Source organism: Occallatibacter riparius, assembly GCF_025264625.1.
GTDB classification, from domain to species: Bacteria; Acidobacteriota; Terriglobia; order Terriglobales; family Acidobacteriaceae; genus Telmatobacter; species Telmatobacter riparius.
Map to the genome: position 1 here is coordinate 3,448,439 of NZ_CP093313.1, position 15,226 is coordinate 3,463,664.

Sequence of the window (15,226 nt, forward strand, 5' to 3'; positions counted from 1 at the left end):
TTTCTTCTGTTGCCGTTTGCCAGGACCTTTCGAGAGGGAAGCGACAACGCGGAGAAGTAGAATCTGGTTTTCATATTTTTGGGAAGGTTAAACATGTACGAAGTTGTTCGCGCGTCTAATCGATCTACGGAAGCATGAAAACAAAGGCTTTAGACATGACTGTTAACAGCGCTGCGGGCACACTACCGCGGTTGTTTAACTTGCCGAGCGCGCTTGACTAAAGGTGAGCTTATGTCCGCGAGGCCAAATCCCGTCTGGGGCGGTGATGGTGTCCGTTCCAAGCGTCCAAAGCACGACCGAAATGCGCCCGGCGGCATGCCCGAGGTCGGCCAGCATTGGAGAAAGGCAGATTCTTCACATTGCGCTGGCGGAGTTCCATGCCCGCGATGACGAGTTTGCCGGGTTCGCGATACGGAAGCTGACGAAGCAGGACCGCATTGGCAACGCTGAAAACCGCGGAGCTCGTTTTCACGCCAAGGCCAATGGCGAGCACTGCAACGGCCGTGAAGAGTGGATTCCGGGCCAGGACGCGAACAGCGAGAACTAAGGTGCGCGGGGACATCGGTGACCTAATGCGCAATCGGAAACAGCATCCGGGAACGAGTCCAACCCACGTCGGCCATGGCTTGCATAGATCACCAATCCCTTGACGGTCGCGTAACGACCATTGATTGTCAGTAAAGGAAGTGAGGTGCGGCAGATGGCAAGCCAGAGATTAGGACCTCTCAATGCGACCCAAACTAAAACGAGTGTCAATGAAGCGGGTACAGTGCAGGAAGCGCTTCGGCCTTATGCCATAGCGGACAAGCTGCGCACGCTGCGATTGCGGCGCAGCATGGGCCTGGCGCAGCTTGCGGAACACACCGGCTTTTCGACCGCAATGCTCTCGCGGCTCGAGAACGGGCGGCTGGTTCCGACTCTGCCCACGCTCACTCGTATCGCTCTGGTTTTCAGCGTCGGTCTGGACTATTTCTTCAGCGATCCGAGGAAGAGGCATGTCGTGGCGGTTGTGCGGCGGAATGAGCGCATGCGGTTCCCTTCAGACCCGAATCCGCTCAGGCACCTTGGGATTTCGAGAGCCTTGACTTTCGGGTGAACGAACGCAAGTTGAGCGGCTACCTGGCGCATTTCCATGCTGTCTCCGCCGAGCAGGTCGTCGCGCATTATCACCAGGGCGTGGAACTTCTCTATCTGATCCAGGGCAAGCTGGAGATGATGATCGGAGTCGAGACATTCACGCTTCAGGCCGGAGACTCTATCTACTTCGACTCGATGCAGAAGCACACCTATCGCAGCTTGATCAAGGGAGCTTGTAAAGCAATCGTGATCACAACAGGAACGAGTCGATAGCGCTTGTCCCGGCTTAGCGTATTTCATTGGTTTACCGCGATGCAACAAACTCGCCAACTTTCTGCGCATTACGCAAGCGATTGCAATTCGATACCGCGCTTCGCCTCGATCATCGGCGGATCTCCCCTAGCGTCGAGGAATGGGCGAGTACCGAAAGTCATCGAGTAAACGAAGCGTGATCGTCGTGGGGGCGGGGCCTGGCGGCCTTGCGGCTGCCATGCTTCTTGCGCAGCGCGGCATCAGTGTTCAGGTCTTTGAAAAGCAGGACGTGATCGGAGGTCGCAACGCCGAGTTGCGCCTGGGCGAATACAGCTTCGATCTCGGCCCTACCTTTCTCATGATGAAATTCCTCCTTGACGAGCTGTTCGCCGAGGGAGGACGACGATCGAGCGATTATCTGGCCTTTAAGAAGCTCGACCCTATGTACGCTCTGAAGTTCCCCGACAAGACCATGCTGGTGCGATCGCAACCCGACGCGATGAAGGCTGAGATTGAAAAGCACTTCCCCGGTGACGGCGCGAACCTGGACCGTTTTCTGGCGCGTGAGAGCCTGCGGTTCGCCAAACTCTATCCCTGCCTGCAGAAGCAATACGGAACCGTCGCCAGCATGATGAGCCCGACTTTGCTCGCCGCGGCGCCCCACATCGCTGCCGGCCAATCCCTCTACAGCGTTCTCGGCGATTATTTCCGCTCTGAGGAACTGCGCCTCGCCTTCACCTTCCAGTCAAAATATCTTGGCATGTCTCCGTGGGACTGTCCCGGGCTATTCGCCATGATTCCCTACACAGAACACGCTCATGGCGTTTACCACGTCATGGGCGGCCTTTCGCGCATAAGCCATGCACTGGCCGACGTGGCTGCGTCAGAGGGAGCTGAGATTCACACCTCCTCGCCCGTAGCCCGCGTTCTTCTCGAAGGCCGCCGCGTCGTGGGCGTTGAACTGACAACGGGTGAAAAGGTCTTCGCCGACGACGTTGTCATAAACGCGGATTTCGGCCACGCCATGGCCACCCTGTTCGACGAGAGGGCGCTGGGCCGCCACAAACCTGCGAAGCTGCGCAAGCGAAAGTTCTCGTGCTCGACATTCATGATGTATCTGGGCCTCAATCGCACCTACGACGCGGAACATCACACCATCGTCTTCGCCCGCGACTACAAGCGGAACATTGAAGCTATTTCTCGCGGGCAGGCCTCTTTCGACGACCTGTCCGTCTACGTACGCAATTCCAGCAAGGTCGATCCTTACGTGGCGCCGTCCGGTCACTCCGCTCTGTACATCCTTGCGCCGGTGCCAAACAACATCAGTGGCATCGATTGGGACGAGTACAAGATTGAGATGCGGACGCAGGTACTGCGGACGATTCGGGAACGCACGGAATATGGAGATCTGGCCCCGTATATCCAGCGTGAACTCATCATCACTCCGCGGGACTGGGAGCGGAAACACTCTGTCTTTCTTGGCGCCACTTTCAACATGGCCCATAGCTGGGATCAGATGCTCTACCTGCGTCCGCACAACGAGTTTGAGGAGTTCTCGAATTGCTACCTGGTGGGCGGCGGCACTCATCCCGGCAGCGGTCTGCCTACTATTTTCGAGTCGGCACGCATCTCCGCCAACCTGATCTGCAAGAAATACGAAGTGCCCCACCCGACGGCAAAGCCGCTAGAGGTGGTCCTGGCATGACTTCAGTAGAAGCAGATCGAATCGTCGAACAAGCGCGGCAGGCGCAATCGCGCTGGGGAGCGCTCACAGTGTCTCGCCGCTGCGAGCACCTGTCCCGTCTTCGCCAGGCGATCTCCTCAGAATGCGAAGGCATCGCGATCACGATCGCACAGGAAACCTCAAAGCCGCTGCTCGACTCGCTCTCGGGTGACGTGATGGTGACCCTCGAAATGCTGCGCTACTACGAGTCGCACGCGCCGAAGATCCTGCGTGCTCGCCGACTCAGCAAGCCGGCCTTGTTCTTTCGTGGCATACAATTCGAAAGCCTTCTTGAGCCGTATGGCGTTGCACTTATCTTTGGCCCATCGAATTACCCGTTCCAGTTGGCGATGGTCCCCATGATCACCGCCTTGGCGGCCGGGAATGCGGTCGTGCTTAAAGTATCGGAGCGCGCGCCCGCCACCGCGCACCTGATCGCGAGACTCTGCGCGGAAGCCGGACTTCCTGCAGACGTCGTACAGGTGCTGCATAATGACGCCGCGGACTCCGCTGCTCTGATCGAGGCCCGTCCTGACGTCATCTTCTTTACCGGGAGCACCCGCAATGGGCAGATCGTGGCACTGAGCGCTGCAAAGCACATGATTCCATCAATCCTGGAATTGGGCGGGAAAGATGCCGCCCTGGTGTTTGCCGATTGCCACCTCGAGCGCGCGGTGGAAGGCATAACTTACGGGGCGTATTCGAACTCCGGCCGGGTTTGCGTTGGAACTAAGCGCGCGTTTGTGCAGCAGTCCATCTACGGCGAATTTGTGCTGCGCCTAGGGCTACGGATCGCCCAGCTCAATGTCGATAAAGACATGCATGCCGACCTCTATCCGCTCGGGGAAGAGGAATCGGGTCTGCTGTGCGAACAAGTAGAGGACGCGCTCTCCTGCGGAGCCACCCTGCAATGGCCGTTGGATCCCGCCTCCGTGGGTCGCACCCCGATATTGCTTACGGACGTTCCACCACAGTCTAGCCTTCTCACCGAGGAGAGCTTTGGGCCGGTCCTGTGCGTTGCACCGTTTCGAGACGAGGCAGAAGCCCTGGCCCTAGCGAACGCTACGGACTTCGCTCTTGGCGCCAGCATCTGGACGAGAGATAAGCACCGAGCGCGGCGCGTTGCCACGGCGCTGTCCGCCGGCAGTTGCGCGGTCAACGACGTGATTCGCATGATCGCCAACCCCCACGCCCCCTTTGGCGGCAACCGGCTCAGCGGGTATGGCCGGTACCACGGACCGGAGGGGCTCCGCGCTTTTTCCCGCAGCAAAACTCTCATGATTGCTGGTAGCCTGCGTAGCCGCGAAATCAACTGGTTCCCGTTCACCGCCAGGACCAGCAGACAACTTGCCGGCCTGCTCAAGTTCCGCCACAGCACTGCCGGACCGATATCGCGGCTGGCGCGTTTATTCCTGGCGCTGTGGCTCGGAGCAGCCTGCTTTGCGCCCACTAACGCACAGGCACCTTCCAGCACCCGCCTCGACATCACTGTCCGCCTCACCCCCGAGGCTCATGGTGAACTGGCCTACCTCGTCTTTCAATCACCCGCAGGCTTTCCAGGAGATACTGCCAAGGCAGTTCGCCGGGGATTTCTCGCCATCTCGCCCGGCACCGCTCAGGCTCACATCGCGCTCGACCTGCCGGCGGGCACGTATGCAGTCAGTGTCTACGAGGACCGCAACGCCAATCACAAGCTCGATCACAACCTATTGGGCATCCCGCGAGAGCCGGTCGGAGCCTCAAACAATCCCCGCTGGCGCATGGGCCCCCCTCGTTTTGAAGATTGCTCATTCGTCGTAGGCAACAAGCCCGAGAGCATCACGATTTCCCTGGTGGGAGGACTATGAGCGGCTCTCACGGCTCAAAGCACGTGGCGGTTATCGGCGCCGGGATCGGCGGAATGTCGGCAGCCATCATGCTCGCTCGCCAAGGCTTCGATGTGACGATTATCGAGAAGAACGACCAACTGGGTGGGAAGTTGAATCAGTTACAGACTCAGGGGTTCAGCTTCGATCTCGGTCCGTCGATTTTCACCCTTCCCCAGATGTTCAGGCCGATCTTTGAAGGCGACGGGAAGCGGCTCGAAGACTACATCGCGCTCCGGCGGGTCGATCCGCAATGGCGCAACTTCTTCGAGGACGGGACGGTGCTTAATCTCTGGGAAAATCCCGAGCGGATGCGAGCCGAACTGGCGCCTTTCGGGCCGCGGGTGATTGAAGAGTTTGAAGCGTTCGCTGCCTACTCACGCCGCCAGTACCAGGTGGTCGAGCGCGGCTATCTGGCCCGCGGCCTCGACACATTTCTCCAGTTCTTGCGCTTCTACGGCTGGAAGGATGCGCGAGACCTCGACTACTTCCGCTCCATGTCCGGAAGCATCTACAAGCGGCTGAGCAATCCCTACCTGCGCGACATCTTCGAGTACTTCATCAAGTACGTCGGCTCCAGCGCGCTCGATTCTCCGGGCTTCATGAATCTCATGCCCAATATCCAGATGGAGTTCGGCCTCTGGTATGTATCGGGCGGCCTCTATCAGCTCGCTCACGCGTTCCGCCGCCGTCTCGAGGAGTGCGGCGTCACAGTCCGTCTCGGTCAGGAAGTACTGCAAATCGAGCACGCCAACAGCAGCGTAACCGGAGTGGAACTACGCGGTCGCCGTGGTGATGTCGATTTCCTGCGTGCCGATTTCGTCGTCTCCAACATGGAAGTCATCCCCGCGATGCAGAAGCTACTCGATTCGCCCGCATCCGCCATGAAGAAGGTGAGCCGCTTCCGCCCTTCATGCTCGGGGATCGTCATCCACTTGGGGCTGAATCGCGTTTACCCGCAACTCGCGCATCACAATTTCTTCTACTCACAGGATCTGCACGCCCACTTTCGCCGAGTCTTCCGCCAAGGGAGACTTCCCGACGATCCCACGCTGTACGTAGTGGCCCCCACCCGCACCGACCCCTCACAAGCGCCGCCGGGCTGCGACAACATCAAGATTCTTCCCCACATCCCGCCCCTCGACGAAAGCCGCCTGACCACCCGCGACGATTACATTGCGTTGAAGACTGTTTGTCTCGACAAGCTCGAGCGCATGGGCCTTGCCGATCTGCGCCGTCACATTGTCGTAGAGGATTTCTGGACGCCCTTCGATATCGAAGCACGCTACGGCTCCAATCGCGGCTCCATTTACGGGGTCGTATGCGATCGCAGAAGCAACTTTGCCTTCAAAGCTCCGAAACAGAGCTCGCGCTTTCGCAACCTGTTCTTCGTCGGCGGCAGCGTCAATCCCGGAGCGGGCATGCCCATGGTCGCCTTGAGCGGCCAGCACGTCGCGCGGATGATCGCCGAGCAATATGCTGGGGAAACCGCATGATCATTCCCGCACTAATCTGCGCGCTCGGACTCCCTGCCGGCTATCTCCTGATCCGCAGGGTTCCGACGTGTCCCTCCTCTGTATCCGCCACCGGACCCAGCCTCTCCATCATCATCCCGGCGCGGAATGAAGAGCGGAACCTGCCTCGCATTCTTCGGTCGATCGCCGAATCAGGCGCCCATCCGGAACAAGTTCTGGTCATCGATGACGGGTCGAATGACCAGACAGCTCCCCTCGGTGCAGCTCTCGGCGCGCGTGTCGTCACCTCTTCCGCGAAACCCGCTGGATGGACCGGCAAATCCTGGGCATGCTTGCAGGGCGCTCAACTCGCGAGTGGCGACCTTTTGCTATTCCTCGATGCCGACACCTATTTCCTGCCCGGCGGCCTTGGCAGGATCAAATCATGCTGGCTGCGTCAAAGAGATCCCCAACTGGTCCTCTCCATCTTGCCGTTCCACGCGACTCACGCGCCCTATGAGCAGATGTCGCTCGTGTTTAACATCCTCATGGCCGCGGGCGCCGGCGGCTTCGGACCGCTTGCCGCCCCTCAGCTCTTTGGACAGTGCCTGCTGATCCCCAGGGACTTGTACTTCCAGGCAGGAGGCCACGCGGCGGTCCCCGGAGTAGTGCTTGAAAATCTTCGTTGGGCCGGCAACCTCCGCACCTGCGGAGCCCGCATTCAGTGCCTCGGAGGCGAGGGCGCTCTGCACATGCGGATGTTCCCGGAGGGTTTTCAGCAGATGTCCGAAAGCTGGGCAAAGGCTTTCACGCAGGGCGCCGTTGATTCCGGGCCCATTGTGCTCGCCACATCCATCATCGGGATTTCCGCACTGTGGTCCACAACGCTACTTTTCCTTGTGCCGCACGGCCAGGGACTCTTGGCCCTCTTGATTGTCTATCTGCTTTTGGGCCTGCAGATCGCATGGATGGCCCGGCGACTCGGCGCGTATCGATTCCTGACCTGCTTCCTGTTCCCTGTCCCGCTGGCGTACTTCTGCCTCGTCTTTGGGCGCGCGACAGCCAGGCGAGCTCTCGGCCGCACGACCACTTGGAGGGGGCGTGAAGTATGAGCGCGCTCATTTGGGCAGCCAACATCTTGGGATGGCCGTCGATCCACATCGTGATCGGCTCCGCAGCCGTGCGGATTCCGCGTTCGCACTTCGAGCACGACAACTGGCTCACCGCGCCTCGCTCCTGGGAGCACAGCGGCCGCATCTATCGCGATCTTTTCGCAATTCGTAAGTGGAAGTCCAAACTGCCCGACGGCGCACCGTGGGTTGGAGGCATGGCTAAGAGACACATGTTCGGCCGCGATGAATCCACGCTCGACGAGTTTGTCATCGAGACGCGCCGCGCCGAAATCGCGCACTGGGCAATGATGTGCTGCGCTCCGGCTTTTTTCTTCTGGAATCCTCCCTGGGCGCGCCTTGTCATGCTGGCCTATGCCATGGCAGCGAACCTTCCCTGCATTCTGGCGCAGCGTTACAACCGCCTCACTCTCGCCCGGGCGCTCCGAACCAGGAATCGCGCACTGAGTTCGCTATGAACTCTGATCACCATGCGCAGCAATCAACGGCACGACGTCGACGCTATGTCCTGCATCTCTCGTGCATGCTCGAACCGGATAGCGATAAGCGCAGATACCTCGTTCGCATCCGTCCGTCGGTTTCACGCAGCACCTTCAATCAGCCATTCGGACAGCGAGCCTTTGAAGACGATTGCGAACTTATCGCGGCTATTAACCCCCTTCTCCCTGTAGGGTCCGATGTTCGCGACGTCTTCGGTCATATCGAAGCCACGAATGGTTTCTTCTACGTTGTGTGGCTCAGTGATGAGGAAGCTCAGGGGTTGGGCTGGAACGACGAGGATACCGCCTCCTAGACAAGCCCTTTGGCTGTTGGTCTCAAGTGCTGCCCACAGTCAGTATGGAGTACCGGCGCCGATGCGCTAATCGTGGGTTAGGCTGTGTATCTATCAGGACACACAGTTCAGGGCCACAAGCGGAAGGGAGCCGGTCATGAAGGAGAAGGTACGATCTTCAGGTTTGGATGCCCATTGCCGAGACGATCGCGGTAGCAGTCCGAGAGCCGGATGGTGAGGTCCGCGGCCTAGGCACGATTCCGAACCGCGCCGAGTCGATTCGCAAGTTGATCAGAAAGCTGGGCCCGGCAGAGAAGTTGAGAGCTTGTCATGAGGCGGGGCCAACGGTTACGTTGTGTACTGGCAACTCGCCGAAGTGGGCGTTCAGTGCGAGGTGGTGGCGCCGACCTGGTACCGGTCAAGGCTGATGATCGGGTAAAGACAGATCGGCGGGAGCAGAGAAGCCGGCGGGTTGCTTTAGATCCGGTGATCTGACCGCGGTATGGGTTCCCGATGAAGGCTCCGAGGCGTTACGACATCTGGTGCGTGCTCGTGAAGCCGCCAAGCAGGACCAGATGCGAGCGCGGCATCGGCTGAGCAAGTTTCTTTTGCGCTCCGGCCAGAGTCCACCAACCGGCGTTAAACGACCCTATCTGATCTGGGTTGCGCAGCTGCGGTTCACGCAGCCAGCTCAGGAGTCCAGTCGACAGGATTATCTGCACGAGGCCGGCACATGCGTACGCGGGTGATGCGTCTGGAGCATGCCATCACCGAAGCAGTGAAGCTGGCCTCAGCCGCTTTGCAGCAAGTCATCAATGACCTGCAGGCGCTTCGCGGTATCGCAGATATCTCGGCTGTGACCCTTGCGGCCGAGCTGGGCAAGGTATCTCGTCTTGCCAGTGCTCGAGAGATGATGGGTTATTGCGGAGCGGTGCCGAGCGAAGACTCTAGTGGCAAGCGAATCAGGCGCGGGGGCATCACTAAATGGGCAATGCGCACCTGCGACGAATCGTCGGCGAAGCAGCGTGGAGCTATCGTCGGTCATCGTGCATCTGGTATGGCTTGCTGAAGGGGGCAAGAGAGCATTTCGGAAGAAGCGAAGGAAATTGCGTGGAAAGCGAAACACCGCAATGCACAAGCGATATATGAAGCTGGGTGCGGCTGGAAAGCCCCAAGGGAAGATCATTACCGTCGTCGCTCGTGAGTTGCTGGGCTTTGTCCGGGCTATTGGAACCAGGGCAGAGCTGATCGCCAGTCAGCAAACCGCAGCATAAAAAGCAAAGCAACAACCCCTAATGAGGTAAAAGCAAAGACAGTTCATCGATGAACTTCGCTATACATGTCGAGCACAGAGCCAGCAGCAGCCGAAGCAAGCTCGAAGGAAAACCCTCGTTTGGCCTATGCGACAGGCTCGATCGGACTCGCGCTAACGGTCAGAGGCAGCTCCCGACGGATCATGATTATGCGGTTCCGACCCGCGAATATCAGACTGATCAATCGTCGCCAAAGCCTACCCAGGCTGCTGCTCGCTCTTTGCTCGGGAGAAGACAAAAGCCAACGACAATTCCAAAATCTACCCCATCGATCCAGCGGAGTTGACACGGTCACTCCATATCAGACCAAGTCGCTCATCCGGACCGGCGATCTCAGGTCACAAGCGGTTGGCGATGGGAACGGCTACGGTTCAACGCTCCCACTTTGACGCATAATCGCCGTTACGCCCAGTGACCGTGAATTGGCAATAGTATCCAAGAGCACGCGTCACCCGTTTTACGGCAACTTGGATCGCATTTAGAAACTCTCGCCGAATTCCCGATATCCATCCCCGGAGCACTGCTCCATGAGAGAAGACGGAGAGCTTCCAACCGCTACTGCGGGCGACATCCTTGCAGTATCCCAACCCAACCGGATACACTTCGGTCGCGCTTCCGCTCCCCAACTTCAGTGCCACCGGAGTTCCCCATGGGCATCGAACAGTTCTTCAAGGGCCTCTTCCACCACAACGACGACGACCCCGCTACACCGGTCGCGCTCCCACCCCTTTCCGATAATCCCATGACCGCAGGTCGCGTGCTTCTTATCCACGGCTACTCCGCCAATTGGCAAGGCTTCATTCCCTGGCATGATGCCCTCAAGGCCGCGGGAGTTGACGTCACTCCTATCGCCGTTGGGAACTACGTCACACTCAACAATGAAGTCACCATCAAAGATCTTGGCGAGGCATTTGACCGCGCCCTGCTATTCACTCCGTGGAGCACCGGCACTCGCGACGATACCTTCACCTTCGATGCTATCGTCCACTCCACCGGAATGCTCGTCCTTCGCCAGTGGCTCGCGAACGATCCCTACCCGCGCACCGACGCGCGCAGTCGCATTAGTCGCCTCAAGCATCTCGTTGGCCTTGCCCCGGCGACTTTCGGCTCGCCCCAGGGTAAGCAGGGCCGCAGTTGGCTCGGCGCTCTCGTCAAAGGCAACAAAGACCTGGGCCCTGACTTCCTCAACGCCGGCGACCAGGTACTGCTCGGTCTAGAACTCGCCTCCGTCTACACCTGGGATCTGGCTCACAAAGACATGCTCTGTACGCCGCCGCTCTATGCCACTGGTCCCGGCACCCCCTACGTCGCCGTCTTCATCGGTAATACGGGCTATAGCGGCATCTCCGCCGTAGCCAATTCCCCTGGCTCCGATGGCACTGTGCGCTGGGCCGGTTGTGCTCTCAATACCCGCAAGGTTTCGCTCGACCTCCGTCGCAACCCGCAGCTCAAAGATGAGGCCGGAAAGGTCACCCGGTGCACGATCAGCCCCTGGGCCGCCGAGCGCCTCGCCGCTCCCATGATCGCCGTCGACGGCAAAAATCATGGCACGATCATTTCCGACCCCGACCCCCACGTCCGCGACTTCATCACCCGTTTCCTCCGTATCGCCGACGCCGTGACCTACAACAGTTGGGAAGCCGCTGCCCTCAACTTCGGCCAGGCCGCCCTCGACAAAATGAGCGCGGAAAGCGTCAGGGGCGACTCCGGCGGCGCCGGTTGGCAGCAACTCGTCATTCACATGGTCGATGACCACGGTGATGGCGTCTCCGACTACAACTTTCAACTTTTCATCGGCGACGACCTGAGCCAGTCCGATGACCCCGGCTACCCCCCGGTTCCTCTCATCGTCGATTCCTTTTCCGCGGACAGTAGTTACCGTTGCTTCTACATCCGCATCTCCCCCGAGATGCTGAACCTTAACGCCGAGAGCAAACCCCCAAAAAAGATGTGGATCGAATTGATCGCCTCCAGCGGCTCCGACCTTATCCACTACGAGGCCTACACCAGCGACGACCCCAATGCCCCACAGTCCCTCACCATCGACAGGCCTGGCGTCCCGCCCATCAAATTCGATATCACCGCCCTCGCGCAAGGGGCCTCTCTCCTCTACCCTTACACCACCACCCTGCTTGAAGTTTTTGTGGAGCGCGAACCTATGCCTCTCGGAATGGTCAGCACTATCTTCACATTCCCTGAGCTTATGTAAGCTCTGACGTCATAGAAAGACAATGCGGTTTGCCACGCTTTGCGCTCGGTCCATCGGAGAGGTTCGGAAAATTGGCTGCCGGAATTCCCGACCGCGGCACATCAGCAGCATTACTTCCAGGAAGCGAGCAGAGAAAATGGCAATCGAAGTCCTCTTCCGTCGATCATCTGGCGGCCGAGCCCAACGATTCGACAGTGGCAGGTCATTCTCCTTGATGTAACCCGCTCTCGATCGAACCCCTTGCGACTGTCCAGGAGTTACTAACTTACACCGAGCCGCATGTTGTCACCCAGGAGTGAATCGAATCCATATTGTCTGAAGAATTGACGCGGTATAGTATGAAGCGCATCGTTTCGGAAGGGGGCGGCGGTGACAAACATCAACGGGAAAACCTACGCCATGACGGCGATTACGCCGATGAAGCCGTGGAAGACGCCGATCCTCAAAGTTTTCTTCTTCCTCCTCGCGCACATCAAACCCCTTCAGGCTCGCCTCGTCGGCCTTTCGTTTATCCACTTCGCGCGTTGGGTCGTCATCAAACGCCAGGCGTTTCCGCGACTGGCGAACAGCCAGCCGATCGAGAACCTCTCCTACGACTACCTTCTCTTCTTCAGCAATTTCAACGGAACCTGGAACCAGTACATCGACGCGTTCGCCGATGTGCTGGCGGACGGGTTGAACCTGGTCTGGCGATGGAGCGAGAAGTTCCCCATGTCGCGCCCCGTAACCGCCTTTAAGCGATACATCTCGCTGGTTCAGTTCGACACCGACTACTACTACACCGCCTATCCGCGAGCCACTACCAATGACGTCAAGGCTGCGCACCGCGTCTGCGCCGCGGTCGAAGATCTCGGGCGCAATTGTAATGAGATGAGTCCGGCCGAGTTCTCCGCGGCGTACCTCCAGTTTCTGGTGAAAGTACAAAAAGACCTGGGATCTACCGGGGTCGGGCCCGTAGGCACATAGAACGGAGAAAGCTATGGCGAACGTCAGCGGCAGCGTCTATGGACTAACCATTTTGTCTCCGATCATCAGCGATCCCAACGCGGACATCTCGCACGACTGCGCTATCCGGGAATACCTCGCGAACTTGGCCAATGGGCCCACGGGTCCGTTCGCCAAGGTCTCCAGCACCCACATCTGCCGCTTAGTTGTGATGGACGACCTTATTTATGTTGGCACGCCCGCGAGGGAGGAACATCTGAGCTCGCAGTATCTCGTCTTCGAGAGTAACTTCGATGGGGAGTTGGAGCCATACCTTAGGACAATGGCAAAAGAAATCCCGGAGGTGGTCGAATCTGTTTGGGGCCACTGCGTGGGTTATCCTGGCCTGCTCGACGTAAACGCCTTCGTGGCGTATATGAAGAAATGCCAACTCACCACGACGTTTTACTTCGCGGATGTGAATAACCATACGGTGCAATCCACTCTGCGCGCCCTGAAGGTGCAGGCGAGCGTGGCTGACTTCATCGGGAAACACCAGGGCGAGTCTCCGTCGGAGTTGCAGGCGGCATTTCGCGTCTTTTATGAGCGTGTGCGCAATATGTCAGAGCCGGAAGCAGGGCATCACGATCCACAGGGTCACGTGAGCATCAAGCTCAACAGGAGCATTGCGGCGCAACATGGCTAAATTGAACGCTGCCGATATCCAAGGGTTTGCGATGCGCGGATATACCTTTCCGGTCGCGCGCTTCGTATTGATGGGGATTGCGAACGCCGAGGGCGGACGCGCGTTACTCCTTCGTATTCTCGACCAGGTCACGACGGCGGAGCGTTGGGATGTGAAGCCGGATTCCACACTCAATATCGCGTTCACTTACGCGGGACTGGTCCGGATGGGACTGCCGGATGCCACGCTGCTCAGTTTCCCGGTGGAGTTTGTACAGGGGATGAAGGCGCGCGCGCCAATTCTGGAGGATTCTGGAAACAGCGCGCCGGAGCGATGGGACGCGGTGTGGCGAGACTCACAAGTACACGTTTGGGTGGCGATTTACGGGGAATCGCTGGATGTGCTGGCGCGTCGCTGCGCGACTCTGCGGCAGTTTCTGCAAGAGACCGGTGGTGCGCGGATCCTCTACGAGCAGGACGCATCGGCGCTGCCTGACGCCAACGGCGGTTACAGTACCAAAGAACATTTCGGATACACAGATGGTTTCGGCAACCCCGATTTCGAAGGAGCCGACCGCAAGTCGCAGCCAGGGCAGGGAAAACTGACCGCTGATGGCAAGTGGGTTCCTCTCGCGACGGGCGAGTTCCTGCTCGGCTACCCGGATGAGGCGGGCGAAATTCCAGCAGGTCCCGTACCGCATCTGCTGGCAAAGAGCGGTACCTTCATGGTGTATCGCAAGCTTCATCAAAATGTCGCCACATTCCGCCACTACCTCGATGAGCACGGCAGCCGCTATGCAGGAGGGAAAGAGAAACTCGCGGCCAAGTTTGTCGGTCGCTGGCGTGACGGCACGCCCCTCCTGCTTTCTCCGGATAAAGAGGATCCGGCGATCGTGACCAACCCGGCGCGCAGCACAAACTTTACCTATGGTGAGGATTCCGGGGGAAGCCGGTGCCCGATTGGCGCGCACATGCGCCGCGTCAATCCGCGGGATGCTTTTGGCTTCGGCGGCGCGCTCATCAATCGACGTCGCATCATGCGCCGTGGCCTGCCCTACGGCGTCTACACGCCGCCCGACCAGCCGGCCAATGACGCCGACGAACATGGCGTGATCTTCATCGTGCTGAATGCCAGCATTTCCCGCCAGTTCGAATTTGTGCAGCAGCAGTGGATCCAGTACGGTAACGATTCGCACCAGGGAAGCGATCGCGACCCACTGATGGGCGCTCACAACGGCCAAGGCAAGTTCATGATCCAGGGCGACACCAATGCTTCGAATCCGCCCTACATGTGCACCGCGCTTCCAAGTTTTGTGGAAACGCGGGGCGGTGACTACTTCTTCATGCCCAGCCTTACCGCCCTCCGGTTGATCGCAACGAACTCGGTGGACCCCAGATAAGGCGAGCCGCATGTATCTTCTATGTCGATTGAAAGCGATGCGATACTGTTGCCAACGGTCGGTCACTCAATCATGAAGGTTTGCTCAGCAAACAGCGTATAGGTAACGTTCTTGGGGGTCATGGTAGCAACGTCGACGTTGCGCCAAGTCCCTCCGGCGGAGCCGACTTTTCGGCAGAAATCTTGCTTCTACGAATAACACGGCGATTCACCGCCCGCCGGAGGGTCGCACAAGGCAAGTGGTGACGATCACTTTCCTCCGGTAAGCCGTTTCTCGGCCAAGTGGACTGGATTTCTAAACACTCGCCGGCCGATCAAAGCTTCTCCAGCCTGCCCAAAATACCTCTTTCGAGTCTTTGCAGACGCGACACCGAATGCAATTCTGTAAAAGTAAGCCCTTGAAACGGTATGCGATGCGACGAAA

The 15,226-nt window shown here is 58.8% G+C and carries 15 protein-coding genes; all 15 read left to right on the forward strand.

Going from position 1 to position 15,226, the window contains the following annotated elements; genetic code table 11:
• The first annotated feature begins 301 nt into the window (after nucleotides 1–301).
• The 15 genes from MOP44_RS13930 (at nucleotide 302) to MOP44_RS14000 (ending at nucleotide 14,803) form a co-directional block, all read left to right on the forward strand.
• Nucleotides 302–547 carry a hypothetical protein gene (locus MOP44_RS13930; RefSeq protein WP_260790517.1) on the forward strand — a complete coding sequence of 82 codons (246 nt, stop codon included), beginning with the start codon at nucleotides 302–304 and terminating at the stop codon, nucleotides 545–547.
• Between the two features lie 222 nt (nucleotides 548–769).
• A complete protein-coding gene (locus MOP44_RS13935) occupies nucleotides 770–1,096 on the forward strand; it encodes a helix-turn-helix domain-containing protein (RefSeq protein ID WP_260790518.1) in 327 nt (108 codons plus the stop codon).
• Nucleotides 1,093–1,350 (forward strand): cupin domain-containing protein, encoded by a 258-nt coding sequence (locus MOP44_RS13940; RefSeq protein ID WP_260790520.1) that lies wholly within the window; start codon nucleotides 1,093–1,095, stop codon nucleotides 1,348–1,350. The genes MOP44_RS13935 and MOP44_RS13940 overlap by 4 nt, the downstream gene beginning before the upstream one ends.
• A 139-nt stretch (nucleotides 1,351–1,489) precedes the next feature.
• A complete protein-coding gene (locus MOP44_RS13945; protein WP_260790522.1) occupies nucleotides 1,490–3,034 on the forward strand; it encodes a phytoene desaturase family protein in 1,545 nt (514 codons plus the stop codon).
• A complete protein-coding gene (locus MOP44_RS13950) occupies nucleotides 3,031–4,899 on the forward strand; it encodes an aldehyde dehydrogenase family protein (RefSeq protein WP_260790524.1) in 1,869 nt (622 codons plus the stop codon). Before MOP44_RS13945 ends, MOP44_RS13950 begins: the two co-directional genes overlap by 4 nt.
• The gene (locus MOP44_RS13955; RefSeq protein WP_260790526.1) at nucleotides 4,896–6,413 is read left to right on the forward strand and encodes a phytoene desaturase family protein; all 1,518 of its coding nucleotides are present in this window, start codon (nucleotides 4,896–4,898) and stop codon (nucleotides 6,411–6,413) included. Before MOP44_RS13950 ends, MOP44_RS13955 begins: the two co-directional genes overlap by 4 nt.
• Nucleotides 6,410–7,483, forward strand: a complete 1,074-nt coding sequence (locus MOP44_RS13960) for a glycosyltransferase family A protein (protein WP_260790528.1) — start codon at nucleotides 6,410–6,412, stop codon at nucleotides 7,481–7,483. The genes MOP44_RS13955 and MOP44_RS13960 overlap by 4 nt, the downstream gene beginning before the upstream one ends.
• Nucleotides 7,480–7,959 carry a glycosyl-4,4'-diaponeurosporenoate acyltransferase CrtO family protein gene (locus MOP44_RS13965; RefSeq protein WP_260790530.1) on the forward strand — a complete coding sequence of 160 codons (480 nt, stop codon included), beginning with the start codon at nucleotides 7,480–7,482 and terminating at the stop codon, nucleotides 7,957–7,959. Before MOP44_RS13960 ends, MOP44_RS13965 begins: the two co-directional genes overlap by 4 nt.
• A complete protein-coding gene (locus tag MOP44_RS13970) occupies nucleotides 7,956–8,294 on the forward strand; it encodes a hypothetical protein (RefSeq protein WP_260790532.1) in 339 nt (112 codons plus the stop codon). Before MOP44_RS13965 ends, MOP44_RS13970 begins: the two co-directional genes overlap by 4 nt.
• Nucleotides 8,295–9,006: 712 nt before the next feature.
• Nucleotides 9,007–9,342 carry a transposase gene (locus tag MOP44_RS13975; RefSeq protein ID WP_260790534.1) on the forward strand — a complete coding sequence of 112 codons (336 nt, stop codon included), beginning with the start codon at nucleotides 9,007–9,009 and terminating at the stop codon, nucleotides 9,340–9,342.
• 61 nt (nucleotides 9,343–9,403) lie between these two features.
• A complete protein-coding gene (locus MOP44_RS13980; RefSeq protein ID WP_260790535.1) occupies nucleotides 9,404–9,547 on the forward strand; it encodes a hypothetical protein in 144 nt (47 codons plus the stop codon).
• Nucleotides 9,548–10,235: 688 nt separating this feature from the next.
• The gene (locus tag MOP44_RS13985) at nucleotides 10,236–11,795 is read left to right on the forward strand and encodes a hypothetical protein (protein ID WP_260790536.1); all 1,560 of its coding nucleotides are present in this window, start codon (nucleotides 10,236–10,238) and stop codon (nucleotides 11,793–11,795) included.
• A 369-nt stretch (nucleotides 11,796–12,164) separates the two neighbouring features.
• The gene (locus MOP44_RS13990) at nucleotides 12,165–12,761 is read left to right on the forward strand and encodes a hypothetical protein (protein ID WP_260790537.1); all 597 of its coding nucleotides are present in this window, start codon (nucleotides 12,165–12,167) and stop codon (nucleotides 12,759–12,761) included.
• Nucleotides 12,762–12,774: 13 nt separating this feature from the next.
• Complete coding sequence (locus MOP44_RS13995) at nucleotides 12,775–13,425, forward strand: hypothetical protein (RefSeq protein ID WP_260790538.1); 651 nt, start codon at nucleotides 12,775–12,777, stop codon at nucleotides 13,423–13,425.
• Nucleotides 13,418–14,803, forward strand: coding sequence for a Dyp-type peroxidase (locus MOP44_RS14000; protein WP_260790539.1), 1,386 nt, complete (start codon nucleotides 13,418–13,420; stop codon nucleotides 14,801–14,803). Before MOP44_RS13995 ends, MOP44_RS14000 begins: the two co-directional genes overlap by 8 nt.
• Nucleotides 14,804–15,226: the final 423 nt, after the last annotated feature.

Excerpts from the sequence above, each read along its gene's own strand:
- MOP44_RS13930 (WP_260790517.1), top strand. The coding sequence starts at position 302 with ATGCGCCCGGCGGCATGCCCGAGGTCGGCCAGCATTGGAGAAAGGCAG.
- MOP44_RS13945 (WP_260790522.1), top strand. The coding sequence starts at position 1,490 with ATGGGCGAGTACCGAAAGTCATCGAGTAAACGAAGCGTGATCGTCGTG.
- MOP44_RS13950 (WP_260790524.1), top strand. The coding sequence starts at position 3,031 with ATGACTTCAGTAGAAGCAGATCGAATCGTCGAACAAGCGCGGCAGGCG.
- MOP44_RS13955 (WP_260790526.1), top strand. The coding sequence starts at position 4,896 with ATGAGCGGCTCTCACGGCTCAAAGCACGTGGCGGTTATCGGCGCCGGG.
- MOP44_RS13960 (WP_260790528.1), top strand. The coding sequence starts at position 6,410 with ATGATCATTCCCGCACTAATCTGCGCGCTCGGACTCCCTGCCGGCTAT.
- MOP44_RS13965 (WP_260790530.1), top strand. The coding sequence starts at position 7,480 with ATGAGCGCGCTCATTTGGGCAGCCAACATCTTGGGATGGCCGTCGATC.
- MOP44_RS13970 (WP_260790532.1), top strand. The coding sequence starts at position 7,956 with ATGAACTCTGATCACCATGCGCAGCAATCAACGGCACGACGTCGACGC.
- MOP44_RS13975 (WP_260790534.1), top strand. The coding sequence starts at position 9,007 with ATGCGTACGCGGGTGATGCGTCTGGAGCATGCCATCACCGAAGCAGTG.
- MOP44_RS13980 (WP_260790535.1), top strand. The coding sequence starts at position 9,404 with ATGCACAAGCGATATATGAAGCTGGGTGCGGCTGGAAAGCCCCAAGGG.
- MOP44_RS13985 (WP_260790536.1), top strand. The coding sequence starts at position 10,236 with ATGGGCATCGAACAGTTCTTCAAGGGCCTCTTCCACCACAACGACGAC.
- MOP44_RS13995 (WP_260790538.1), top strand. The coding sequence starts at position 12,775 with ATGGCGAACGTCAGCGGCAGCGTCTATGGACTAACCATTTTGTCTCCG.
- MOP44_RS14000 (WP_260790539.1), top strand. The coding sequence starts at position 13,418 with ATGGCTAAATTGAACGCTGCCGATATCCAAGGGTTTGCGATGCGCGGA.